The 24,951-nt window shown below is 51.5% G+C and carries 23 protein-coding genes, 2 pseudogenes and 4 other annotated features; of the genes and pseudogenes, 9 read left to right on the top strand and 16 right to left on the bottom strand.

Features of this window, described 5'->3' with window-relative positions:
- Positions 1 to 42: 42 nt before the first annotated feature.
- Both yigL and pldB read right to left on the bottom strand, forming a co-directional pair.
- Positions 43 to 843 (bottom strand): hydrolase, encoded by an 801-nt coding sequence (yigL, locus tag SF3904; RefSeq protein ID NP_709632.2) that lies wholly within the window; start codon positions 841 to 843, stop codon positions 43 to 45.
- 7 nt (positions 844 to 850) lie between these two features.
- A complete protein-coding gene (gene pldB, locus SF3903; RefSeq protein NP_709631.1) occupies positions 851 to 1,873 on the bottom strand; it encodes a lysophospholipase L2 in 1,023 nt (340 codons plus the stop codon).
- Between the two features lie 110 nt (positions 1,874 to 1,983).
- Here pldB and yigK point away from each other — a divergent pair, with 110 nt between their 5' ends.
- Positions 1,984 to 2,604: a hypothetical protein gene (gene yigK, locus SF3902; protein NP_709630.3), complete on the top strand. Its 621-nt coding sequence runs from the start codon at positions 1,984 to 1,986 to the stop codon at positions 2,602 to 2,604.
- A 61-nt stretch (positions 2,605 to 2,665) separates the two neighbouring features.
- Here the strand turns inward: yigK and yigJ are convergent, their stop codons facing one another.
- The 3 genes from yigJ to pldA form a co-directional block, all read right to left on the bottom strand.
- A complete protein-coding gene (yigJ, locus tag SF3901) occupies positions 2,666 to 3,286 on the bottom strand; it encodes a hypothetical protein (RefSeq protein NP_709629.3) in 621 nt (206 codons plus the stop codon).
- Positions 3,287 to 3,349: 63 nt separating this feature from the next.
- Positions 3,350 to 5,185 carry an ATP-dependent DNA helicase RecQ gene (recQ, locus tag SF3900; RefSeq protein ID NP_709628.2) on the bottom strand — a complete coding sequence of 612 codons (1,836 nt, stop codon included), beginning with the start codon at positions 5,183 to 5,185 and terminating at the stop codon, positions 3,350 to 3,352.
- A gap of 126 nt (positions 5,186 to 5,311) precedes the next feature.
- Positions 5,312 to 6,181, bottom strand: coding sequence for a phospholipase A (gene pldA, locus SF3899; protein NP_709627.1), 870 nt, complete (start codon positions 6,179 to 6,181; stop codon positions 5,312 to 5,314).
- Between the two features lie 146 nt (positions 6,182 to 6,327).
- Here pldA and yigI point away from each other — a divergent pair, with 146 nt between their 5' ends.
- Genes yigI through yigF form a run of 4 tightly spaced genes read left to right on the top strand, consistent with a single transcriptional unit; the run spans position 6,328 to position 8,624 of the window.
- A complete protein-coding gene (gene yigI, locus SF3898; RefSeq protein ID NP_709626.3) occupies positions 6,328 to 6,813 on the top strand; it encodes a hypothetical protein in 486 nt (161 codons plus the stop codon).
- A gap of 51 nt (positions 6,814 to 6,864) precedes the next feature.
- Positions 6,865 to 7,755, top strand: a complete 891-nt coding sequence (rarD, locus tag SF3897) for a chloramphenical resistance permease RarD (RefSeq protein ID NP_709625.1) — start codon at positions 6,865 to 6,867, stop codon at positions 7,753 to 7,755.
- Positions 7,756 to 7,813: 58 nt separating this feature from the next.
- On the top strand, positions 7,814 to 8,230 hold the full coding sequence (yigG, locus tag SF3896) for a hypothetical protein (RefSeq protein ID NP_709624.2): 417 nt from the start codon (positions 7,814 to 7,816) through the stop codon (positions 8,228 to 8,230).
- 13 nt (positions 8,231 to 8,243) lie between these two features.
- A complete protein-coding gene (yigF, locus tag SF3895; protein NP_709623.2) occupies positions 8,244 to 8,624 on the top strand; it encodes a hypothetical protein in 381 nt (126 codons plus the stop codon).
- Positions 8,625 to 8,664: 40 nt separating this feature from the next.
- Here the strand turns inward: yigF and corA are convergent, their stop codons facing one another.
- Positions 8,665 to 9,615: a magnesium/nickel/cobalt transporter CorA gene (gene corA / locus SF3894; protein ID NP_709622.2), complete on the bottom strand. Its 951-nt coding sequence runs from the start codon at positions 9,613 to 9,615 to the stop codon at positions 8,665 to 8,667.
- Between the two features lie 369 nt (positions 9,616 to 9,984).
- Positions 9,985 to 11,909 (top strand) — a sequence feature (Similar to Escherichia coli K12 conserved hypothetical protein gi: 1790248 (162 aa). BLAST with identity of 99% in 641 aa. This CDS has been disrupted by insertion. The sequence has been checked and is believed to be correct.).
- Here corA and yigE point away from each other — a divergent pair.
- Positions 9,985 to 11,909, top strand: a pseudogene (gene yigE, locus SF3893). It overlaps the preceding feature by 1,925 nt.
- Positions 10,320 to 11,747: a mobile genetic element, on the bottom strand. (Overlaps the previous pseudogene by 1,428 nt.)
- Complete coding sequence (locus SF3892) at positions 10,334 to 11,680, bottom strand: insertion sequence IS4 transposase InsG (RefSeq protein ID NP_709621.1); 1,347 nt, start codon at positions 11,678 to 11,680, stop codon at positions 10,334 to 10,336. It overlaps the preceding feature by 1,347 nt. The pseudogene yigE and the gene SF3892 overlap by 1,347 nt on opposite strands.
- Positions 11,910 to 12,333: 424 nt before the next feature.
- Positions 12,334 to 14,496, bottom strand: a complete 2,163-nt coding sequence (gene uvrD, locus SF3891) for a DNA-dependent helicase II (protein ID NP_709620.2) — start codon at positions 14,494 to 14,496, stop codon at positions 12,334 to 12,336.
- An 83-nt stretch (positions 14,497 to 14,579) separates the two neighbouring features.
- On the bottom strand, positions 14,580 to 15,296 hold the full coding sequence (yigB, locus tag SF3890) for a flavin mononucleotide phosphatase (RefSeq protein NP_709619.1): 717 nt from the start codon (positions 15,294 to 15,296) through the stop codon (positions 14,580 to 14,582).
- Complete coding sequence (gene xerC, locus SF3889) at positions 15,296 to 16,192, bottom strand: site-specific tyrosine recombinase XerC (RefSeq protein ID NP_709618.1); 897 nt, start codon at positions 16,190 to 16,192, stop codon at positions 15,296 to 15,298. The genes yigB and xerC overlap by 1 nt, the downstream gene beginning before the upstream one ends.
- Entirely contained in the window at positions 16,189 to 16,896 is a 708-nt protein-coding gene (gene yigA / locus SF3888; RefSeq protein ID NP_709617.1) for a hypothetical protein, read from the bottom strand. The genes xerC and yigA overlap by 4 nt, the downstream gene beginning before the upstream one ends.
- Positions 16,893 to 17,720 carry a diaminopimelate epimerase gene (dapF, locus tag SF3887; protein NP_709616.3) on the bottom strand — a complete coding sequence of 276 codons (828 nt, stop codon included), beginning with the start codon at positions 17,718 to 17,720 and terminating at the stop codon, positions 16,893 to 16,895. Before dapF ends, yigA begins: the two co-directional genes overlap by 4 nt.
- A gap of 33 nt (positions 17,721 to 17,753) precedes the next feature.
- Positions 17,754 to 17,957 (bottom strand): outer membrane lipoprotein, encoded by a 204-nt coding sequence (gene yifL / locus SF3886; protein NP_709615.1) that lies wholly within the window; start codon positions 17,955 to 17,957, stop codon positions 17,754 to 17,756.
- 186 nt (positions 17,958 to 18,143) lie between these two features.
- Positions 18,144 to 21,968, bottom strand: a sequence feature (Similar to Escherichia coli K12 conserved hypothetical protein gi: 1790240 (162 aa). BLAST with identity of 97% in 1275 aa. This CDS has been disrupted by insertion. The sequence has been checked and is believed to be correct.).
- Between yifL and SF3884 the strand changes: the two are divergent.
- Both SF3884 and SF3883 read left to right on the top strand, forming a co-directional pair.
- Positions 18,146 to 19,624 (top strand): annotated as a pseudogene (locus tag SF3884). It overlaps the preceding feature by 1,479 nt.
- Positions 19,621 to 20,598: a hypothetical protein gene (locus tag SF3883; protein ID NP_709612.1), complete on the top strand. Its 978-nt coding sequence runs from the start codon at positions 19,621 to 19,623 to the stop codon at positions 20,596 to 20,598. Before SF3884 ends, SF3883 begins: the two are co-directional and overlap by 4 nt.
- Positions 20,518 to 21,285, bottom strand: a mobile genetic element. Its footprint overlaps the gene before it by 81 nt.
- Here SF3883 and insB read toward each other — a convergent pair.
- Positions 20,533 to 20,928: an insertion element IS1 protein InsB gene (gene insB, locus SF3882; RefSeq protein NP_709611.1), complete on the bottom strand. Its 396-nt coding sequence runs from the start codon at positions 20,926 to 20,928 to the stop codon at positions 20,533 to 20,535. (Overlaps the previous feature by 396 nt.) The two genes, SF3883 and insB, sit on opposite strands and share 66 nt — an antisense overlap.
- The gene (insA, locus tag SF3881) at positions 20,955 to 21,230 is read right to left on the bottom strand and encodes an insertion element IS1 protein InsA (RefSeq protein ID NP_709610.1); all 276 of its coding nucleotides are present in this window, start codon (positions 21,228 to 21,230) and stop codon (positions 20,955 to 20,957) included.
- On the opposite strand from insA, the gene cyaY reads away from it, so the two are divergent.
- Positions 21,759 to 22,079, top strand: coding sequence for a frataxin-like protein (gene cyaY / locus SF3880; protein NP_709609.1), 321 nt, complete (start codon positions 21,759 to 21,761; stop codon positions 22,077 to 22,079).
- A gap of 39 nt (positions 22,080 to 22,118) precedes the next feature.
- Here the strand turns inward: cyaY and cyaA are convergent, their stop codons facing one another.
- Positions 22,119 to 24,665, bottom strand: a complete 2,547-nt coding sequence (cyaA, locus tag SF3878) for an adenylate cyclase (protein NP_709608.1) — start codon at positions 24,663 to 24,665, stop codon at positions 22,119 to 22,121.
- Positions 24,666 to 24,951 lie beyond the last annotated feature (286 nt).

The raw sequence follows: 24,951 nt of genomic DNA, 5'->3' as shown, positions 1-24,951 counted from the left end.
GTAGCGAAGTATCAGGTTGACAACTGACCAAATAAAGAACGATTACGATAAATAGAGTTTACGCAGATAATGCGGCACCGCGTCGTCGGCATTAGTACCAATAACTTCCAGCTCCGGATGCAGATCTTTCAGACGCTGGTGCGCACTGCCCATAATGCAGCCTTTCCCCGCCATCGACAGCATTTCGGCGTCGTTCATCCCGTCACCAAACGCAATACAATCCTTCAGGCTGTAGCCCAGTTTCTTCGCCACTGCTTCCAGCGCATGGCCTTTCGACACGCCGCCCGCCATCACTTCCAGACAGGTTAAGGTAGAGAAACTGACGTTGACGCGATCGCCCCAGCGAGCGTTAATCGCCTGCTCCAGCGGCAGCAGTTGTTCATGGGAATCGCAGGTGAAAAACACTTTGCTGATGCCTTCCGGCTCCAGTAATCCCGGCTCATACAGCGCATATTTGAACACCGCTTCTTTAAAAAAGCGCATCTCTTCCGGGCGATGGCGATTCATAAACCATTCGTCGTCGCGATAAACGTTAGTAATGATGTCCGGATTGTCGTTGACTACGCCAAACAGATCGCTGGCAATGTCGCGATCCAGGTTATGAGCAAAAATCAGATTGCCATCCAGATCGTGAACGCGCGCACCATTGGAGGTAATCATGTAAGACTTAATCTCCAGATTATCGCGAATTTGCCCCACATCAACGTGGTGACGACCGGTCGCAAACACAAAGTTGATGCCGCGCGCGGTGAGCAGCTTCAGAGTTTCTTTGGCGTAAGGGGATAACGTATGGTCGGGAGAAAGTAACGTGCCATCTAAATCAGACGCAACAACCTGGTACATAAGAAATTTAAACCTCTGTAGAGCGGTTTCCGCTGGGTGAGTTATGCCTGTTGAAAAAATCAACGATGGCGTGGAGCGCGACTGAGCGCATTGCGTCCTTTTCAAAAAGGATCTCATGGTAAGCACCTTTTATTACCAACGGCCGTCCTCCTTCGACAGGATGGCCCGCGGCGGTGCGGAGTTCACAAAAACGGTCGTGCATGCGGTTATCCACCACGCGTTCCTCTTCAGCTTGTAAGAGAAGCGTTTGCGTGGCGTCATCACCCGCACCGGCTAACACCTGTTCGCCAGCCAGAATACTTTCGCGTACCCAATGGTAGGTCGGCCCACCGACGCGAATCGTTGGGTCATCAGCATAGAAGCGTAAGTTACGTCGATATCGCTGTCTGCTGTGGGTCAGTACGTTGATAGCAAACGGCAACGCGCGCCAGCGCCCGGTGCCTATTGCATAGCCATCACGGAAACGTGGATGCGCTTCGGCCCAGTTGAGGATCTGCCGTGCCATAAATGACGGCATACGAATCACGATCCCAAACATTGGCGCAGTTAGCGCAATGGCGTCACATACACCTGGATGGCGTTGCAGAAATAATGTGGAGATCGCACCGCCCATCGAATGTGCCAGTATATAGCGTTTACGCCACGGACCGGGCTGAACCTCCTGCTGCCAGAATGCCGCCAGATCATCAACATAATCATTAAAGCGATTAACATGCCCGAGATGCGGATCGGCTAACAGGCGACCGGAACGTCCCTGCCCGCGATGGTCGATGATTAAGACATCAAACCCCAAATGGAACAGGTCGTAGGCCAGTTCCGCATATTTTACGTAGCTCTCAATACGCCCCGGGCAGATGACTACCACCCGGTCATGGTGCTGTGCGCGAAAACGGACAAAGCGCACCGGAATGTCATCCACACCAGTAAACTCTGCTTCATCACGCTGACGCCAGAAATCAGTCAGCGGTCCCATGGTAAAAGCAGCAAACGCGTTTTCTCTTGTTTCCCAGTCTTTTTGCTGCTGAAACATCGGGTAATCTGCCTCTTAAACCACGTAAAATCGTTTTTTTAAGCGTGCCTGACACAACGCTGCGACAGTAGCGTATTGTGGCACAAAAATAGACACACCGGGAGTTCATCATGACCTTAGAATGGTGGTTTGCCTACCTGCTGACATCGATCATTTTAAGCCTGTCGCCAGGCTCTGGTGCAATCAACACTATGACCACCTCGCTCAACCACGGTTATCGCGGCGCGGTGGCGTCTATTGCTGGGCTTCAGACCGGACTGGCGATTCATATTGTGCTGGTTGGCGTGGGGTTGGGGACGCTATTTTCCCGCTCAGTGATTGCGTTTGAAGTGTTAAAGTGGGCAGGCGCGGCTTACTTGATTTGGCTGGGAATCCAGCAGTGGCGCGCCGCTGGCGCAATTGATCTTAAATCGCTGGCCTCTACTCAATCGCGTCGACATTTGTTCCAGCGCGCAGTTTTTGTGAATCTCACCAATCCCAAAAGTATTGTGTTTCTGGCGGCGCTATTTCCGCAATTCATCATGCCGCAACAGCCGCAACTGATGCAGTATATCGTGCTCGGCGTCACCACTATTGTGGTCGATATTATTGTGATGATCGGTTACGCCACCCTTGCTCAAAGGATTGCTCTATGGATTAAAGGACCAAAGCAGATGAAGGCGCTGAATAAGATTTTCGGCTCGTTGTTTATGCTGGTGGGAGCGCTGTTAGCATCGGCGAGGCATGCGTGAAAAATAATGTCGGATGCGGCGTAAACGCCTTATCCGACTTACTCTGAAGACGCGTCTGGCATCACCGCGAAATAATCAAATGAATGCCAAATCCGGCAAATAACGCCCCGGCAAAACCATCAATCCACTTCGCCAGACGTTGATAACCACGGCGCATTTGCGGCAGGGCAAACAGACTGGCAACGACGGTAAACCACGCCAGTGTTTCGACAATAATCAACGCGAAAATGCCCCAGCGCTCGGTAGTGCCAACGTTATCGCCGACAAACAATGAGAATACCGAACCAAAATAGATAATCGCTTTCGGATTGGCGAGATTGGTCAGTAAGCCTTTCAGGAAACTGCGCCCGCTTTTCGCCAGCTCAACCTGTGGTGCAGGCGCAGATACAGCCTCTTTTTTCAGTGCACCGCGTAGCATCTGGTAACCCATCCAGCAGAGATACAGGCCACCGCCTACCATAATCAGCGTATGCAGCCAGGCCATTTTTTCGATAATCAAATGCAGGCCAAGCAACGCAATCCCAGCCCAAACCATTACGCCGCAGGTAATGCCCAGCACGCCCATCATCGCTTCTTTACGGGAACGACTGACAGCGGTCTGAGAGACAAAAAAGAAATCGGGACCGGGGCTCATAAGCGCCACAATGTGCACCATGGCGACGGTGAGAAATAACATCAACATACATTTGACTCGCGGGGGAAACGTTTACGGAGTCTTCATACTGGCACTTTTTTATGCTGCTGACTACTCTTCGTCGTCGCCATCGACATGCGCACGAATCAGCGCCATAAACGGTTTACCAAAGCGTTCCAGCTTGCGCATCCCAACGCCGTTAACGCTGAGCATTTCGCTGGCGGTGATCGGCATCTGTTCAGCCATCTCAATCAAGGTTGCGTCGTTAAACACCACGTACGGCGGGACATTACTTTCATCGGCAATCGATTTACGCAGTTTGCGTAATTTGGCGAACAGTTTGCGATCATAGTTGCCGCCGAACGATTTCTGCATCGCTTTCGGTTTGAGCGCCACGATACGCGGCACGGCAAGTTGCAAAGAGGATTCGCCGCGCAGCACCGGGCGCGCGGCCTCTGTCAGTTGTAGGGCAGAATGCTGGGCAATATTTTGCGTCACCAGGCCGAGATGAATCAGCTGGCGGATCACGCTCACCCAATGTTCATGGCTTTTATCACGGCCCATACCATAGACTTTCAGTTTGTCATGACCATAGTCGCGGATACGCTGGTTATTAGCACCACGAATCACTTCCACCACATAACCCATCCCAAACCGCTGATTCACACGACCAATGGTGGAAAGGGCAATCTGAGCATCGGTTGAACCGTCGTACTGTTTCGGCGGATCGAGGCAGATATCGCAGTTCCCGCACGGCTCCTGACGCCCTTCGCCAAAATAGTTCAGCAATACCAGACGACGGCAAGTTTGCGCTTCGGCAAACGCGCCCATCGCATTGAGTTTGTGGCGCTCGATATCCTGCAACTGCCCCTGCGGCTTCTCTTCCAGACAACGGCGCAGCCACGCCATATCAGCCGGATCGTAAAACAGCATCGCTTCCGCAGGCAGGCCATCACGCCCGGCGCGACCGGTTTCCTGATAATAGGATTCGATATTGCGCGGAATATCAAAGTGGACCACGAAGCGAACGTTTGGTTTATTGATGCCCATGCCGAACGCCACCGTCGCCACCACAATTTGCAGATCATCGCGCTGGAATTTCTCCTGCACGTCGGCGCGGACATTATTTTCCAGCCCGGCATGATAGGCCGCCGCGCTAATACCCCTGCTTTGCAGGCGCGCAGCGGTGTCTTCTACTTTCGCCCGGCTGTTGCAGTAGATAATGCCAGACTTACCGCGCTGTTCCTGCACGTAGCGCATCAACTGATCGAGCGGTTTGAATTTCTCCATCAGCATGTAGCGAATATTCGGACGGTCAAAACTGCTGATTTGAATCAGCGGATCGTTCAGCCCCAGCAGGCGCACGATATCCTGGCGCGTGGTGTCGTCGGCTGTGGCGGTCAGCGCCATAAACGGCAGCGTCGGGAACCGCTGGCGCAACTGACCGAGCGCGGCATATTCCGGGCGGAAATCGTGACCCCATTGGGAGATACAGTGCGCTTCATCGACGGCTAATAACACCGGATTCCAGTGCGCCAGATGCTCAAGAAAGTTATCCAGCATCAGGCGTTCCGGGGCGATATACAGTAAGCGAATTTGCCCGGTGCGGCAGCCTGTCATCACTTCAAGTTGCTGTTCGCGGGTTTGCGTCGAGTTAAGGCACGCCGCCGCCACGCCGTTGGCCTGTAGTTGATCCACCTGATCTTTCATCAACGAAATCAGCGGTGAAACAACCACGGTAAGGCCGTTTAGCAATAAGGCAGGAATTTGATAGCAAAGGGATTTTCCGCCACCAGTGGGCATAACAACCAGGCAATCGCGACCGGAAAGCACAGTGTCGATAATTTCTTCCTGGCCGGGGCGAAACTGTTGGTAGCCAAAGGTTTCTTGTAAAACCTGTTTAGCTCCGGACTCCAGATTCAACACTTCCGCCTGCGCCACATTCACCCCGATTGCCTGAAATAAAAACAGGCGCTATTTTCAGCGCCTGCGCGAGAAACTGCAATGCTTTTAGTCTCTGAGAGGGTAATCCTGGATGCTGGATTCCAGATTTGCCAACCACTCAACCGTTCATCAAAACAAGTCGTTTAGCATAACCCCTACACCGACACGGGTCTGGTTGAAGTTATAGTCGATGAGCGATTCGCCATAGCCGCTGTAAACCTGAGTATAAAGGCGCACATGTTTGGTGATCGGGTAACTTAAGCCTAACTCCGCGCCGCCGTAGCCGGTGTTCCAGTTGTACTGTCCTTTCGCACTGAGCACCGCATCACCGAGGTGATAGCCGATTTTAAGCTGGTAGTAACCCATATATTTGGTGATATCCGGGTTATCGTCAGTATTACCCACCACATACCACGGCTTCACTTCTACCAGCCAGTTACCGTTTTCTGCCATCAGGCGAGTATAAAGGCGGTTCCAGCTGCGGGAGGTCGGGTCTGAACGCCCGTTAGAGTCGTGGTTATACCCCATCTCCACATCGCGCAGCGTCCAACCTGCAAAACGGTAATCGGTGGCAAAACCGAGGAACAATTGCGGTTCGTAGTTGGTTTCACGAAACGGTGAAGACTCTTCGCTATTGGACAGTTGCCACCAGGATTTTTGCGTATAAGACGCACCCAACACCGAGTTTGGGCCTAAAATCCCACGCCACAGCGGAAATGCCAGGCTCAACTGAAACTTTACTTCATCCTTACGCGCATTTTCCGCCCAGTCGTAACTGGCAATCGCTTCTTTATTCAGATCGCTGGTTTGGGTGTAGATGAGGTAGTTGGTGTCATAAGGATAGAGCGTGAACGGATTGTCATGCTCCTGCAGCATATTGGCGATAATACTGCCACGCACCGCTGGCGCGTCATGCACCTCTTTCACCGTTGCCTCTTGTGCATATACTGCCATAGGCAACATAAACACCGGCAACAACCAGCCCTGCAGAGTCCGCATCGGTCGTGTTCTCCGTAACGAATTATTGATAAGGTGAATGTTTTTCTGCGGGCTATTTTACATACTTAACTCCATTGCCGTTAGTTATCCCTTCCTAAAGTAGAAACCAACAACAAAGAAGCATAAAATCAACATTTCATTAACCAATGAAGTGTAAGGATGATATGTCTGCCGTACTGACCGCTGAACAAGCCCTGAAATTAGTGGGTGAGATGTTTGTTTATCACATGCCATTTAACCGCGCATTGGGGATGGAACTGGAGCGTTACGAAAAAGAGTTCGCACAGCTGGCCTTTAAAAATCAGCCGATGATGGTGGGTAACTGGGCGCAAAGCATTTTGCACGGCGGAGTCATTGCGTCGGCGCTGGATGTCGCCGCCGGTCTGGTGTGCGTGGGAAGTACCTTAACCCGCCACGAAACCATCAGTGAAGATGAACTACGCCAGCGGCTATCGCGGATGGGGACCATTGATCTTCGCGTTGATTATCTGCGCCCAGGCAGGGGCGAGCGTTTTACTGCTACCAGTAGCCTGTTGCGTGCAGGCAATAAAGTCGCCGTCGCCCGCGTTGAATTACACAATGAAGAACAGCTTTATATTGCCAGTGCCACCGCCACCTATATGGTAGGTTGAAGACATAAAAGCAGGTAAACTGCTGTTACCAATTAAAAATGAGTATTCCCGATGGATGCAAAACAAACGCGGCAGGGCGTATTACTCGCTCTTGCCGCTTATTTTATTTGGGGTATTGCGCCAGCATACTTCAAGCTGATTTACTACGTGCCCGCCGATGAGATCCTGACGCATCGCGTGATCTGGTCGTTTTTCTTTATGGTGGTGCTGATGAGCATTTGCCGCCAGTGGTCCTATTTAAAAACGCTGATTCAGACGCCACAGAAAATTTTTATGCTGGCAGTCTCTGCCGTACTGATTGGTGGCAACTGGCTACTGTTTATCTGGGCGGTGAACAATCACCATATGCTGGAAGCGAGCCTTGGTTACTTTATTAACCCGCTGGTGAACATTGTGCTGGGGATGATTTTCCTCGGCGAGCGATTCCGCCGGATGCAATGGCTGGCGGTGATTCTGGCGATATGTGGCGTGTTGGTCCAGCTGTGGACTTTTGGTTCGCTACCTATTATCGCGCTGGGGCTGGCATTTAGTTTTGCCTTCTACGGCCTGGTGCGCAAGAAGATTGCGGTAGAAGCACAAACCGGCATGTTAATTGAAACCATGTGGCTGCTGCCCGTGGCGGCGATTTACCTGTTTGCTATTGCCGACAGTTCAACCAGCCATATGGGGCAAAACCCGATGTCGCTGAATTTACTGCTGATCGCCGCCGGTATTGTCACTACCGTACCGCTGTTGTGTTTTACTGCCGCTGCCACGCGCCTGCGTCTCTCAACGTTAGGCTTTTTTCAGTACATTGGCCCGACGCTGATGTTCCTGCTGGCTGTGACGTTTTATGGTGAAAAACCGGGTGCCGATAAGATGGTGACTTTCACCTTTATTTGGGTGGCGCTGGCAATTTTTGTGATGGACGCGATTTATACGCAGCGTAGAACGTCCAAATAAAAAATAAATATATTCTGAAAAAATATGCCGACTCTTGTATGAGAGTGGGCATATTGCCATGCTGACAGGAGACTCACACAAGGATGTAAAATTTATGTTACGTATGTTTATCCCAACATCTAACGGTAAGATTTCCAGACACCGATATATATTTTTATTTATTTTAATAAATTTCATTTTTGCCTTTCTTATTATCTTTTTTAACGATGGGGAAGCAGGTTTTCTTGTTATAGTCTCTACCATCGCACTCCATTATCTCGTCATCAACATGAATTGCCAACGACTCCGTGATAGTGGTTTCATATATATAAAAATTTATGTTTTTGGTACATTAGCAGTATATATCATCTCTATCATCACAATGATAGCCGAAGATTTTGCCTGTTCAGGCAATGGTTCGATGATTTTTTTGATTTGTTATTTTTCCACTTTCAGTATGCTAATGCTTGCACCTACTGATTCATCAAAACAATAGTTATGGAGTATTTATGAGTAAGGAATATATGAACGATGATTCATTAAGTGAAAAATGGAAATACCGATTTAATTTTTATGATCAACATGGCTTTCCTGGATTCTGGGGAGCAACACCAGAATATAAAGCAGCATTTAAAGCATTAAAAGTAAGACAACGATTAACTATTCAAATGAATTTCATTGCTTTCTTCTGTTCCTGGATCTATTTATTTGTTCTGGGCTTATGGAAAAAAGCAATTATAGTTCTATTACTTGGCATTCTATCTCTATTTGTTGGTGCATTAATTGGCGTTAACATTCTGGGAATTGCCGTAGCAGCCTATGTTGCTGTTAACACGAACAAATGGTTTTATGAGAAAGAGGTAAAAGGGTTAAATACCTGGAGCCTTTGAATAACAGGTGGCTTAGCCAGGCTAAGCCACCGCCTTCTTTTTACAACCAGTTCTTCCGCTTAAAGTACAGATACGGTGCCAGGCCCGCGAGGATCATAAAGATAATCGCGCCAGGGTAGCCGAAACTCCACTTCAGTTCTGGCATAAACTCAAAGTTCATCCCGTAGCTGGAAGCAACCAGCGTTGGCGGCAGGAACACGACGGATACCACCGAGAAAATTTTGATGATGCGGTTCTGCTCGATGTTGATAAAACCCATTGCCGCCTGCATCAGGAAGTTCACCTTCTGGAACAGGGATTCGTTATGCGGCAGCAGGGATTCGATATCGCGCAGGATTTCACGCGCCTGCTCCAGTTGCCCACCCGGTAAACGCGCTTTACGCACCAGGAAGTTGAGAGCGCGCTGGGTATCCATCAGACACAGGCGAACTTTCCAGCCGATATCTTCCAGTTCCGCCAGCGTGGAGAGCGCCTCGTCGTACTCATCGCCCTGATGCCCTTCCATAATCACCCGGCTCAACTGCTCCAGGTCGCTATAGATATTTTCAATTTCATCTGCCAACTGTTCGATTTTGGTTTCGAACAGATCCAGCAGCAACTCGTAGGCGTTACCGTCTACCATCGACTGGCTACGGGCACGCATACGATACAGACGAAAAGCGGGCAGTTCACGCTCACGCAGAGTAAACAGACGACCATCACGGATGGTAAATGCCACAGTGGAGTTACCGGCGTGATCTTCCGCATCTTCAAAGAAGAAGAAGGAGTGAATATGCAGGCCGTCGTCGTCTTCAAAGAAACGTGCCGATGCTTCGATGTCTTCCAGTTCCGGGCGGGTTGCCAGGCTCTGGCCAAGTTCAGATTGTACGCGCAGTCGCTCGTCGTCGTCCGGTTCGACAAGATCAATCCATACTGCATTTACAAGGGGTTGTGACTCTTCGACTTCCAGCCGGGTCAGTCGGTTATTTTCCAGTTGAAATGCGCTCAGCATGACCGGGACTCCCAATGCTTAAAATATCGGACAGTTCGGTGGGCACACAGAAACAAATTGGGTTTCAGACCATTAAACAGCCTGACTCAGCGCGACGGGAAAAATTGAGGTCGCTGACAACCGCTAAGGCTATCAGCAAAAAGGGATAGCCTTAGGAGTTGATCCTGGATGACAGGATAGTGAGCCAGTATCTACTGGGTGTGTCCAAGGCGAATGTCCTCTTAGAGTGATCGTGCGCGCATGTTACGCCAGCAAAATTTTGCCGTCAACACGCAACAGAACACCACAGAACAATAGTTGAACTTCGCGCTTTTTGGTACTCGTCAAGGTCGCTAACAGGATAAAAAAATCCCACATCTAGGACCTATAATGGCGCATCGGCTACTCATTGGTAAAGGAATGATCACCTTGAATCTCAAACGGATTTTTCTCACCCTCACCTTACTTCCCTTGTTTGCTGTTGCCGCTGATGATTGCGCACTCTCAGATCCGACGCTGACCGTACAGGCGTATACCGTTAATCCTCAAACAGAGCGGGTGAAAATGTACTGGCAAAAAGCCAATGGCGAAGCGTGGGGAACGTTACATGCTCTGCTGGCGGATATTAATAGTCAGGGTCAGGTGCAGATGGCGATGAACGGCGGCATCTATGATGAAAGCTATGCGCCGCTCGGTTTGTACATCGAAAACGGTCAGCAGAAGGTGTAATGCCAGTCAGTTAAGCAACTGACTGGCTCTTTTTCGGGGCTGTGGGGTATTTCCAGGGCCTCTCCTTTACCACTCTCGGGAAGGCCCTTCCCCTTCTCGTCGGTAATTTCACAAGTTGTCCCATACTTGCAAGATCGCTCATCAGCTCCGGTATACGTCCCGGTGAAGCGCCCTGCAATGTCATCAGCATTCTCATCACCATTCCGCATGATTCTGAGAAACTCAGTTGATTCGGCCAGTAACCTTTCAGATGTTCCGCCATTTTAATCATCTGATATCTCACCAGATTATAAGCCAGTAAGACACCCCACAGCTCTTGCTCCACAAGCTCCGGCTTTTTACTTCTCAGCGTCAGCCTGCTCAGTTGCATCGTCTGTTTTATCTCCCTGTATCCCAGTTCGATTTCCCAGCGATTACTGTACAGATCCGCCATTTCTTCTCCGGGGAAGCGCATGGCGTCCGTCATCGACGTCAGCAGATGGCAGACTTTTCCTTTGCGCGTCACGGTCAGCAGGCGGGCTGTCACTTCATTTCCCAGTCCCGGCCACTTTTTTCGTGCCTGCGGGCTGGTTTTCAGCTTCACCAGATGATCGCCTTTACCCAGTTTTCTGAGCTCTTCATATTGCGCTCCCTTTCTGAGAGGTATCATCCAGTGGCGGTGTTCTCCCGCCAGGCTCCAGCCATTTAACAGTCCCAGTGAGTAATAACCTTTATCCATTAACGTCAGAGTGTTATCGCCGGTTTGTTCTATAAGTTGCTCAGCAAGCTCATTTTCGCTGTTCTTCATCGTGCCGAAGGCTGCAGCCGTCAGCAGATGGCTGGTCAGTTCCATCTGGCAGACCATTTTGACCTGCGGGTAGAGCGCCGGGTTCCCGGCATGTGTCTGCCGGGGGAAGGCTGCATCGTTCTCTGGTGTATCCGGTGTGCGCCAGAACACACCATCGATGGCCAGCAGGGTCAGGCCGCACCAGTGCGGATGCGGCGTGGCGTTATGCCAGAGCTGCGCTGTTTTCGTGAACACGCGGCGGACAGCCTCACTTCCCAGGCGCTGGCGGGCCTGAATAACGGCACTGGGGGCAACGAAGGGGCGATTGCCCGGCAGCATGATGTCCAGGCGATTCACAATCTGGTGAAGAGGTTCTTTACGCTCAAGCACCATGCCAACAATACACCAGACCATCATTTCGAGGGGAAGACGGCGCTTGCGTAGCGTTACAGTACCTGATTCGGCAAGGCAACGAGAGATGAGTTCGGGGTCGAGGTAATCCCCCAGAGAAGTCAGTGGGTTACGCAGAGAATCGTAACGGGATACCAGATCAAGAGCCTGTCCAATGTGCATAAAAAAATCCGGAAACAAGTGAGCGTTTCCGGATTCTTACACAGCCACTGGATCGGTCAACTGATCCTTAACTGATCGGCATTACAGCAGAAGGTGGCGTTAAATCTCGCTTCAGGTGAAGGGAATTTCTTTATCCGTCCTGGCGGCGTGTTTTATGTCGCGGGAGATAAAGTCGGCATCGTTCGTCTGGATGCTTTTAAAGCCAGTAAAGATATTCAGTTTGCGGTGCAGTCAGGACCAATGTTGATGGAAAACGGTGTAATTAATCCGCGTATTCATCCCAACGTCGCCTCACGTAAAATTCGTAACGGTGTTGGGATTAATAAACATGGGAATGCCGTGTTTTTGTTGAGCCAGCAGGCGACAAATTTTTATGATTTTGCCTGTTATGCCAAAGCGAAACTGAACGTTGAGCAGCTGCTTTATCTTGGTGGCACGATTTCACATATGTATATGAAAGGCGGGGCAATCCCGTGGCAACGCTATCCTTTTGTCACCATGATTTCCGTCGAGCGGAAAGGTTAGAATGATAGCTTTGTGTCAGATACTAAATATGCTGCTGATGCCGGATGCGGCGTAAACGCCTTATCCGGCCTACATGACGTTGCAATTTATTGAATCTGAATGATTTTTTAGGCCAAATAAGGTGCGCAGCACCGCATCCGGCAACGTTACACCGACTCCAGCCGGGCGTAAGCTGCCACCAGCCATTTGATTCCCTGGCCCTGGAATGCCACCTGCAAACGGCTATGTTCACCGCTGCCTTCCATATTGACGATGGTGCCTTCACCAAACTTAGCGTGGCGTACACGCTGGCCGAGCTTGTAGCCGCTGTCGTTCTCGACCATCGGCGTACCCATCCGCTGATGGCTGACCGGGCGGCTTACCGTGGCGCGCAGGCGCACCTCTTCCACACACTCTTCCGGCAACTCGCCAATAAAGCGCGACGGGCGATGGTAAACCTCTTTGCCATACAGACGGCGAGTTTCCGCGTAGGTCAGCGTCAGTTTCTGCATCGCGCGGGTTACGCCAACGTAGGCCAGACGGCGTTCTTCTTCCAGACGCCCGCCTTCATCCAGCGACATCTGGCTTGGGAACATGCCCTCTTCCATACCGACGATAAACACCTGCGGGAACTCCAGACCTTTCGCCGAGTGCATGGTCATCAGTTGTACCGCATCCTGCCAGGTATCCGCCTGCCCTTCGCCTGCTTCCAGCGCCGCATGGGATAGGAACGCCTGCAGCGGCATTAAATCTTCGTCTTCTTCGTTGTAGCTGAACTGGCGCGTTGCCGTCACCAGTTCCTCTAAGTTTTCGATACGCGTCTGACCTTTTTCGCCCTTCTCCTGCTCGTACATGGTACGCAGGCCGGAGTCTTTAATTACCCGGTCAGTCTGTACATGCAGCGGCATATCGGCAGTTTCCTGCGCTAAGGCGTCGATCAGTTCCATAAACCGCTGTAAGGCGCTGGCAGCACGTCCGGCGAGGGCTTTTTCCTGCAACAGTTCACGACATGCCTGCCAGAGTGTTAACTGGCGATCGCGCGATGTCTGACGTACCACGTCCAGCGTCCGGTCACCAATACCCCGCGTTGGCGTATTCACCACACGCTCAAAGGCCGCGTCGTCGTTACGGTTGGCAATCAGGCGCAGATACGAGAGCGCATCTTTGATTTCCTGGCGTTCGAAGAAGCGCATCCCGCCGTAAATACGGTACGGCATACTCGCCTGCAACAGTGCTTCTTCCAGCACACGCGACTGGGCGTTACTGCGGTAGAGAATGGCGCACTCGGCAAGCGCCCCGCCGTTGTCCTGCCAGGTTTTGATGCGGTTAACCACAAAACGCGCTTCATCGAGTTCGTTAAAAGCGCAATAGAGGGAAATAGGCTCACCGTCCGCGCCATCGGTCCACAGTTTTTTACCCAGACGCCCGTTATTGTTTTCAATCAGGGCGTTAGCGGCGCTCAGAATATTGCTGGTAGAGCGGTAGTTTTGCTCCAGACGAATAATTTCGGCACCGGGGAAATCATTAAGGAAACGCTGAATATTCTCCACCTGCGCCCCGCGCCAGCCGTAGATTGACTGGTCGTCATCACCGACGATCATCACTTTGCCGGTGTCGCCCGCCAGCAGGCGGATCCACGCGTACTGAATGTTGTTGGTATCCTGGAATTCGTCCACCAGGATATTGGTAAAACGTTCGCGGTAGTGTTGTAGGATATGCGGCTTGTTAAGCCACAGTTCGTGAGCGCGCAGCAGCAGCTCGGCGAAGTCCACCAGGCCCGCGCGATCGCACGCTTCCTGATACGCCTGATACACCTTCTGCCAGGTCTGCTCCACCGGATTACCGTAGCTTTGAATATGATGCGGACGCAGGCCTTCATCTTTCTGGCTGTTGATGTACCACATTGCCTGGCGCGGCGGCCACTGCTTCTCGTCGAGGTTCATGGCTTTGATCAGACGCTTAAGCAGGCGTAGCTGGTCTTCGCTATCGAGGATCTGGAAATCCTGCGGCAGATTGGCGTCCATATGGTGCGCACGCAGCAGGCGGTGCGCCAGCCCGTGGAAGGTGCCTACCCACATGCCGCCCTGGCTGGTGCCCATCAGTTGTCCGATACGATGACGCATCTCCGCCGCCGCTTTGTTGGTAAACGTCACAGCCATAATCGAGTATGGCGAGCAGTTTTCCACGCTCATCAGCCAGGCGATACGATGCACCAGTACGCGCGTCTTACCACTGCCCGCGCCCGCCAGCACCAGAAGGTTGCTGCGTGGCGCGGCCACCGCTTCGCGTTGTTTGTCATTAAGGCTGTCGAGCAGGTAAGAAACGTCCATTGGCACCGCCGCGTAAAAATAGGTTGGGCGGAGAAGCGCAACGCCCTCCGCCAAAAAGCTGGGTATATATACAGATTTGCTGATTATATCAGCGAGGTCAGAGATGCCAACCGGGAAATTTCCAGATGTGGCAGTAAACGGCTGTCCCAGGTTTGCATCAGATCGCCATTTTCCGGTCTGATCCAACAAGCCTGCATTCCGCTGCGAATTGCCCCACCCACGTCAGTGGTGAGATCGTCCCCAACATGTAAGATCTCGCCGATCGGCACGTTGAGTTTTTCCGCAGCCAAAAAGTACATATCGCTGAACGGTTTTGAGCGCCCGTGCGGGCCAGCGCGCAGCACAAACTCAAAATAATCCCCCAAACCAAACAGTTCCGGCTGGGCGTTACCGTTGGTGATCGCCACCAGCGGCCATTTCTTCGCCAGCTGTTTTAAGGTGTCGTGAGTTTGCTGCGGGACGTCGATTCGGCTGCGCCATTTGGCAAAGTTAATCATTGCTGCGTGTGCGCCTGCACTGGCTTCTTCGGCACTCAGCCCGGCGTCGAGCATCGCTTGTTCAATCGAACGAAAACGCCAACGTGTCACGTCGTGATAAATCTCGGGTTCCGCTTCCCGTACCGCCTGGCGCAGGCGTTGCAGATCTTCATTCTGGAAGCTGCGCAGCGCCGGATGATAATTTTGCACAAAGGTAAGCGCCTCTCGCTCGGTGCGCAAAATCACCGGACGGTTATCGTAAAGGGTATCATCCAGGTCAAAGGTGAGCGCCGAGATGCGCCCCAAAGGCCGGTAAAAACGCATTATTTCCCCCGTTTGGCGCGTGGATGCGCCGCATCGTACACCGAGGCAAGGTGTTGAAAATCAAGATGAGTATAGATTTGCGTGGTGGAGAGGTTGGCATGACCCAGTAGCTCCTGCACACCACGAAGATCGCCGCTCGACTCCAGCATATGCGTAGCGAACGAGTGACGTAATTTATGTGGGTGAACGTGATTATTCAGCCCTTGTTTTATGCCCCATTCGGCAAAGCGTTTCTGCACATTACGCGCGGAGATACGCTTGCCCAGTTTCGACAGAAAAAGCGCGTCGTCTTCGCTACCAAACAGGTCGCGCAAATCAAGCCAGTGCTCAATCCACGCCACAGCGTTGCGACCAATCGGCAGGCGGCGCTCTTTGCTGCCTTTCCCCATCACCCACACTTCGCCGGACTCCAGGTCGAGGTGTTTGATATCCAGCCCCACCAGCTCGGAAAGACGCAGACCCGCGCCGTACATCACTTCCAGCATTGCACGGTCGCGTACAGCGAGGGGATCGTTGATATCAATATCCAGCAGCCGATTCATATCGTCGACGTCGATATTTTTCGGCAGATGACGCGGCGCTTTCGGTGCCGAAACTCCTTTCGCCGGGTTAGCTTTGAGTTCGTTCTGGCTGACCAGCCAGTCAAAAAAGCTACGTAGCGCAGAAAGCCGTAACGCCAGACTTGCTGCTCCCAGCCCTTTACGGCGACTGCGTACAGCAAAATTGCGTACCATCGCTGCATCGCATTGTTGCCAGCTTTGCAGGCCGTTTTCGCTGGCAAAATTGATGATCGCCTCAAGCTGACGCTGGTAGTTAAGTAGGGTTATCGGGCTAAGCTGACGCTCCACGCTCAGATAACGTAGGTAGCGTTCTACATCGGTGTGTAAATCGGTCATACGCGTTCAATCCAACGCTCCAGAAGCTCCGGCAACATCAGCGCAATTTCATGAAGTAACTGCGTTCCCTGCCCTTGTTGATAGTGACTGGCATCGCGACTGGTAAACAGCACAACACCCAAATCAGCATCGCTTCCCAGCATCGACATCGCCACCGATCCCACCGCTTTCGCTTCCGGTAGCACCACCAGCAGCTCCGGTCCGTTAAGCGGCCCAAGATAGTGCTGTTCCTGCCCCAAACGCTGAATACGCAGCGGTTCGAAAGACTGACGGCTTAATGCCAGATGAGTGTGGTTCGACGGCGCACCTAAGCGCCAGCGATCTGGAAACAGGCGCAGACTCGCACCAGCTAGGCCGAGATCGCGCGCCCAGCGGTGAAAGCGCATCAGCATATCGTCGAGACTGCTGGCGGCGGTGAGACTGCGCTGCAGGTAGAGTAGGCGATAAAACAGCCCTTCGTTGGCGATAGCCTGCTCCATCAACAACGCCATGTTCTCTTCCAGAACATGAATGTGATTACGTGCGCGGGCCATGTGCCACTCGACCAACGAAATGGTGCCGCGTACCGGATGCGGCACACGTATCGCTTCTACTGCGCGCGCATTGCGGATAAAAAACTCAGGATTTTTAATCAGATAATCGACAACCGCCCGGTCATCAAGCTCCGTGAGTGTTTCCTGCAGTTCTTCCCCTGGTTGCTTCATAGATGAATAAATCCATCGTAGACATGTACCGCCGGGCCAGTCATATATAACGGGTGACCCGGACCTTTCCAGGCGATATCAAGACGACCGCCGGGGAGTTCCACGCGTACTTCTTCGTCCAGCAAACCTTGCTGAATCCCTACCGCCACCGCCGCACACGCGCCGCTGCCGCAGGCCTGGGTTTCTCCTGCCCCACGCTCATAAACGCGTAAACGAATATGCTCGCGCTTAACCACTTGCATAAAACCGATATTGGCGCGCTCCGGAAAACGCTCGTGACTTTCCAGAACAGGACCAAGCGTTTCTACCGCCGCGGTATCGACATCATCGACCTGAATCACGCAATGCGGATTTCCCATCGACACCACGCCGCATAAGATTGTCTGCTCGGCGGCGCGCATAATATAGGTCTTTTCCGCTTTGTTAGCGCGAAACGGCACGGCGGAAGGTTCGAAGTTGGGTTCGCCCATATTTACGCGGACCAGATCATCATCGGTGACGGTCAGAACCATCCGCCCGTTGGCGGTGCTGACGCGGATATCACGCTTATTGGTCAGTCCTTTCAGACGCACAAAACGGGCAAAGCAGCGCGCACCGTTACCGCACTGCGCCACTTCACTGCCATCAGCATTGAAAATGCGATAGTGAAAATCCAGTTCAGGATCATACGGCGGCTCAACCACCAGCAGCTGGTCAAACCCTACCCCCAGGTGCCGATCCGCCAGGCGACGAATCAGCTCCGGTGAAAAAAAGACATTCTGCGTTACCGCGTCGACGACCATAAAATCGTTGCCAAGGCCATGCATTTTCGAGAACTGCATCATTTACTCCAATCACGCGGGTACAGAAACTGACTTTTAGTAATTCACCTGGGATGGACCATCGCCAGTGGCGCGATCGTTTTTATCCGGCACCGTGGATTGCGTTTGCGTCTCTACCGGTTTGGTCGGCGGCGGTGCGTTTTTATCTGCAGGCGGGAAATAGAGCGGACCTTTCAGACCGCAGCCCGTCAGGCTGAAGAGAGTAAGTAATACAGTGAGTGCCTTAAACACGTTTTTCATTATGGATTGCCTGTAAAGTTCATCGCTTTCTGCTTTCTATCATCGCAGGAGAAGGCGTAAAAGCAAGCGTTTAGCGACTCTTTATGAAGTCTGAAAAGTGAGGAAATGCTGCGAGTATAACGCTTACTCGTGAGGATTTATGTTCTGCTGGCAGTTTCGTGATCAACACCTCGCGCCAGGATGGCTTTATGCACTATCGCAATGTGGTTTGTTTGTTGTCTTGTTCATTGTTTTTATCGTCGGCATGGGGATGTCGGCTTTCCGCACCTGAACATAATATTTACCAGAAACAGGGAAAAGGCGTGGTGTACCTGCGCCCTTATAAAGAAACAAATCTTTCTCTACCTGACGTGAATTACAAGAGTTTGCGTCGGTTACCCAATTTATTAATAGACCCGACAACACTAGACGAATGGGATAAAGAACCGCCTCTGACTGATTTGACAACCGACTACCTCTATGAGGGCGCACAGGCCTGGTATCCTCATTATTCATGGCATAGCGATGGTCGCAATATCCTCTACGCGGGTGAAGTTGTGCAAAACCCTCCCGGCACACCTCCCGTCGATGTCGCCTCGTTCAAGGCATGGGGTGATTTTGCCGCAGATAAACACAGTCTCTATTTTGAAGGCAAGCGCACCGATGACAATGGTGGTGGAAATAGCTTGGATATCAAAACGCTGCATCAGGTGGAATTCCGGCCTCCCTGGGATCCTGACTTACTGGGGCTGATATTACGTGACGCTAATTTCTTGTATATCAATGGGCATCGCCTCGCTGACCCCGAGAGTTTCCGTGTGCTGGCGCAGAAGTCCTGGGATCAGCGAGGAAAGTTTTCCACCACGTTTAACCCCTGCATTGCCGTACCATTTGGCCCCTGGGATACCCTGGCTCGTACACGGACCAAAATCCTGCTCAACGGCGAACAGCTTGATGCCGACCCGGACACCTTTTCCGTCGTGCGCTGGATGCCCGGCTCACTCTTGACCTGGCGTGATAAAAACGGGCTGCAGCGTAAAGTCCTCGACAAGGAAAATCTGGCGTGGGATGAAGATTTAACAAAGCACTGTCTGGATTTTTCTCTGCTGGAAAAGAAAGTGTTCTGGCGTAAAGGACCTGCTTGTAAACAGGAAGAATTACCCGGACTCGATCCGGAGCAGTTTCAACCCATCAGTGATGCTGTCGCCCAGCATCAGGACTCGCTTTATACCATCATCGAAACAGAGTCTGGTAACCGTAAGCTGGAGATCGTGAAACTTGATGATCCCAATCTTATTATCAACAAACGTTTCAACGCCGGGAAACGCCACGGCTATTTACTTACGCGTGCCGAAGGGTAGCCATACCATTCCGGTTTACACGTGTTTGAATCTGACGGACCGCTGATCTTACTGGATAACCGTTCTCCGGATGAACGCGAAGCCCATCTTAATGACCATCCCTTTTTGCGCAGATGGTATGCCCGCGATAACCGCTACATTTACAGCTTTGATGGCGCGCAGCTCTGGCGATACCGCACCGCTGATCCGAAACAAGTTCGCTTAATCTGGAAGGAACAACATTCGGGATATGTCTATGGCGTAAATTACAAAACGGGATATCTGGACGGAAAAATTACTGATGACGGCGAATTTATTCCTGCCCCGCGCAATGAGGCGACAAAATGAAGGGTCAAATAATCACAGTTGCACTCATCCTGTTGGGACACACATTTCTGACGCCTGCTGTACAGGCCATAGGGTTCGACTATTACAATGATCACGGTGTTATGTCTTACGGTAAAGGTTATTGGGGGGATAAGAAAATCATTGCCCAGTTTCCGGAGATGAGCAGGGCCGGTTTGCGCCTTGTGAAAAATATCTCTGGGAAAACAGGTTATATACCTTCCGATGAAATAAGCATAGAAAATGAGGAATACCACTGGGTGACAGACGGCCGCGTTATTCTCTGGCGTGGCAAAATCGTTAGCAATCCACCGGGAACACTCACTGTCGATATTGCCAGCTTTCAGGCTATGGGCCGCTTCGCGGTCGATAAATATAGCCTCTATTTTGACGGACAGCGCACCGAAAGTAATAGCGGCGCGTCACGTGTTGAGCTGGCGACACTAAAAGCTATCGAAGGTAACTCTACCACGCTGGTGGATAGTAAAAATCTCTACTTGTCCGGTCGACGTCAGGGGAGCAGCAGTGATGTTACTGTATTAGAAAAAAGATGGTGGGGTATTAATCCACGTCTTATGAGTGTAAACAGAAATTCATATTCCAATGATCTGCTTATCCGCAGTGGGCAGAATATTTATTTAAATGGCGTTCACCTTACGGCGAATGCAGACTCATTTGAGATAATTCGCTGGATACCTCATTCACTGCTGGTTTTTCGCGACAATAAGGGTCTGCATCGTTATCCCTTTGGTCAATTATCAGGCAAAGCGATACCCGTAGATGATGACGTCTCTTTTGAAGTAGGGGAAAGTCGCGTTCGCTGGCGTAAACAGCTCACGCCCGACCGTCAGTGGAGCAAGTGGATAGACCTACCAGGTATTGAACCTGAACAATTCGGTAATGACTCCAACTTACTGATAGTGTTTTATGTTCAGATAATGCCCGATGACCTTGTCATGCAGCTCCACCGATTTTGAGAACGACAGTGACTTCCGTCCCAGCCTTGCCAGATGTTGTCTCAGATTCAGATTATGTCGCTCAATGCGCTGAGTGTAACGCTTGCTGATAACGTGCAGCTTTCCCTTCAGGCGTGATTCATACAGCGGCCAGCCATCCGTCATCCATACCACGACCTCAAAGGCCGACAGCAGGCTCAGAAGACGCTCCAGTGTGGCCAGAGTGCGTTCACCGAAGACGTGCGCCACAACCGTCCTCCGTATCCTGTCATACGCGTAAAACAGCCAGCGCTGACGTGATTTAGCACCGACGTAGCCCCAATGTTCGTCCATTTCAGCGCAGACAATCACATCACTGCCCGGTTGTATGCGCGAGGTTACCGACTGCGGCCTGAGTTTTTTAAGTGACGTAAAACCGTGTTGAGGCCAACGCCCATAATGCGTGCGCTGGCGCGACATCCGACGCCATTCATGGCCATATCAATGATTTTCTGGTGCGTACCGGGCTGAGAGGCGGTGTAAGTGAACTGTAGTTGCCATGTTTTACGGCAATGAGAGCAGAGATAGCGCTGATGTCCGGCAGTGCTTTTGCCGTTACGCACCACGCCTTCAGTAGCGGAGCAGGAAGGACATCTGATGGAAATGGAAGCCACGCAAGCACCTTAAAATCACCATCATACACTAAATCAGTAAGTTGGCAGCATTACCGAACAATTCCATCTGATTACTGGCAATATTGCGCAATATAAAGATCGGCTGTATGTAACAAAATTATCGACATTTGGTGAAGACCAGCTTGAGATAATCCCGCTGGATACGCCAGACCTGGTCATTGATCGCTCATTTAATAGCGGCAAACAGCATGCTTACTTTATCCGCCAATTACGGTCAAAGAGCTTGCAAATTATTCCAGTTAACGGTTCGCTAACTAAAAACGATCGCTTCGCTTATGACGATCGCAATGTTTATACATGGACCGATACAGAGGTAAGGATTACGCCCTCCCCCTGCCCGGCGAAAACTCGTGTCAGAGAGGAGAACGTACGTGAAGTTCAAAACAGAGACATCATTATTCCGGTGACGGATGAATCATGCCGGAACGCAGCAGCAGAGGTGCAAACTTTGAAGCCCTGACCCCATGCCGCTATACTGCCGCCATCACTTAAAAACAGGATACAACAATGAACGACAGTGAATTTCATCGCCTGGCTGATCAACTGTGGCTGACCATTGAAGAGCGTCTGGACGACAGGGATGGCGACAGCGATATCGACTGCGAAATCAACGGCGGCGTACTGACCATTACCTTTGAAAACGGCAGCAAAATCATTATTAACCGCCAGGAGCCGCTGCACCAGGTGTGGCTGGCAACCAAACAGGGCGGCTACCATTTTGACCTGAAAGGCGATGAATGGATTTGCGATCGCAGCGGCGAAACCTTCTGGGATTTGCTGGAACAGGCGGCGACGCAACAGGCGGGTGAAACAGTCAGTTTCCGCTAAGATTGCATGCCGGATAAGCCTCGCTTTCCGGCACGCTCATCACGAAAAATACTGCTGTAATAGCGGCGTATCGTGATCCTGATTGGCGGGCGGCAGGTTGCCAATCGATTTTGTTCGGAACGGAATCACCTGTTCGCGACCATCAACCTTCACAATCTGATAGAACTGCGGCAGGTTGAAGTTGATGAAGCTTGAGCCGTAGGTGAAGCGGTCGTGCGATGACGAGTAGAAGCGACTGACGTCACGTACCAGCTCCTCTTTGCTGCCTTCGCAGTGGTGATACACCTCAACCCGGTTGCTTTCGTCGAGAATGTAGATATTAAAGCCATTCTCGTCTTGCGTTTCTTCGAAAAAGAACTGGATGATCCCTTCGCTGGCAAAGCCGTCCACCACCGCCGGTAATTTGACGTGATTGGTTTCAACCTGCACTGACAAGCCGTGCAGTTTGTTATGCGAAATAGCGCCATAAAACTCGATGGCGTTCTCCAGCTTCTGTACCGATACATTCAGGCGTTCGAAGAACAAGCCCCAGGTTTGACCAGAAACGCGCAGCGCCTTGAAACGCCCGGTTTCCTGGCGGGTGCTGGAAAGGCGCAGTTCAATACACTCAGAAACCAGTTGCTGCACGCGAGTACGGATTAAGCCGCGCAGATGCTGGCTATAACAGAAGACTTCCACGCTATCTGGCGGTGCGGCGTCCTGATGCATTTTGCCGAGAATAGTTTTCAGGGCTTCGATCATCGATTGCTCGCCGTTGAAGTGCAGCGTACGCACTTCGTTCCACGAGTTGCGGTACAGCAGGTCAACGCTACCTACCAGGCAATTTTGATTCTCGCCAAAGCTGAAGACATCCAGCTTACGGAAATCAAAATGCACCACCTGATTGCGGAACGCAGCTGTCGGGTCATATTCCAGGTTAACGATAATCGCCAGATGGCGAATCTCACACGGGCTGTAGAGCGCCTTCGGTGTCGGTGCAGGTAAGCGCAGCGGGAAATGGTGCGACACGTCGGCGACCATCTCCTGCAACTTAGGCAAATCGACAATGCCGTTACCTTTAATATACAAACGGGTGCGCGAGGTCAGCAGGCCGTTAAACCATGCCCACGCCACCAGTTTATTCAGGTAACGGTTATATTCCAGCGGCTGATGGCTGATGATCGACTCAATATTTGGCGCGCGGTTATACAGATACCAACCTGAACGGTTAGCCCGGCCCGGCGGCACATAAATAAAGGTCAGATTCGGTTCCGAGAGATCGGGTGAAATCTGCGGGTTTACCAGCGTCACTTTACCTGGCAATGCTTCAAACGCGGCATACAGTTTACGCGTCAGTACGCCGATATCCTGCGGACTGGCGGAGACGCTAAGGTTATTGCGACGCGCAAAGCGGATCAGATTACGGTAGCTCTGCATCATCGCGTCGAGCAGCTCGTTGTGCGCCTCACGCACCTGATCAATCTTCCAGTTAGCACGGTTATCGAGCATTGCCAGACGAGCTTCGTCCCAACCCCACTCGCTCACTAACTGGCTCAACACTGCGCGACGCCAGCCTACACAGGCGCGTTCACGGCTGAGTTTTTCGCACACTTTTAAATAGAAGCAGCGACGTACTAAATCCAGACGGGTGAAATCTTCAATCGCCGTCAGGTATTCAGTAACACGCTCCAGCATCATGCAGTATGGATCGAGGCCAAACGATACAATCTCGCCGTCGTGCAAACGCTGTTTGATATCTTTCGCCAGCAGACGTGGGTTCGGGTATTCCCAGGAATAGGCTTCCAGCAGCAGTGTTTTCAGCACCGCTTTGTATGGGGAATCGATACTCTTGTAGAGCTGCCAAAGGCTGGCACCAAAGTACTCTTCAGCAGAAAGCGAGCTTAAGCCACCGAGATCCAGCCATTCATTTGGCGTCAGCACGCCCTGCGCGTAAAGCGTCATCACATAGTCGTCGTAATGCTCTTCTTCGTCGCACGGCACCATATTCCACAGAATACGCTTACCGGCGAGACGCACGGCAGTACGATAAAATTCGTCAAGCAGCAGTATATGCTGGGTGGAGCCACAATCTTCGCCCCCCAGGCTGCCGCTTTCATTATGACGGAAGCGGTTTTCATCAATCAGGAAGAAGCTGACTTCCACACCCAGCGAGGCGGCCCAGCTTTCCAGCAGGCTGCATTTACGTTGTAGTAACTGGCGCTCTTCGCTATCGAGCCAGGATTGATGACAGACCCAGATATCCAGGTCAGAGGAACAACTTTGCCCTACGGACGAGGTGCTGCCCATGGTGTATACACCAGTAATTGGAAGCTCACCTTTCGGTGGATCCTGTACTGACATTCCACGATACAGTTCAAGCTCGTTCAGGTAGTGGCGTTGAGTTTCATCAGGCGTGTAAAGGCAAATGCCTTTGGGAACGTTACCATCAAGGTAACCCGGCATTCGCGGATGGTGATAGTGCAACAATGTCGGCAGTAGACTGTAGACCTGTTGGAATGCAGGCCCCATAGCAGCAAGCGCGCGATCCACACGCAATTGATTTATGGCATCCAGTCTCTGTTTCAGAGTCTCAATATAGAGGTACAAGACGTATCGCCTGATTTGCTACCCGTCATGACTGTGATTCCGCCAACATCAACGGTAACACGCGGCATTCGGGATATTTCGTATGTCAAAGGTAACCGTTACCACTTTTCGCGCCTGGTTTTTTTAGTTTCACGACGAAAAAATGGTCTAAAACGTGATCAATTTAACACCTTGCTGATTGACCGTAAAGAAAGATGCGCTACATACAAGTGTAGCACCGTTTATTCTCTGTAAATTCCTTATTACGACGGCGTGAAACGCCTGTCAGGATCCACTGCCAGACCTC

It is taken from the genome of Shigella flexneri 2a str. 301, from assembly GCF_000006925.2.
Taxonomy (GTDB): domain Bacteria; phylum Pseudomonadota; class Gammaproteobacteria; order Enterobacterales; family Enterobacteriaceae; genus ECMA0423.
This window is presented reverse-complemented; position numbering and strand designations above follow the sequence as displayed.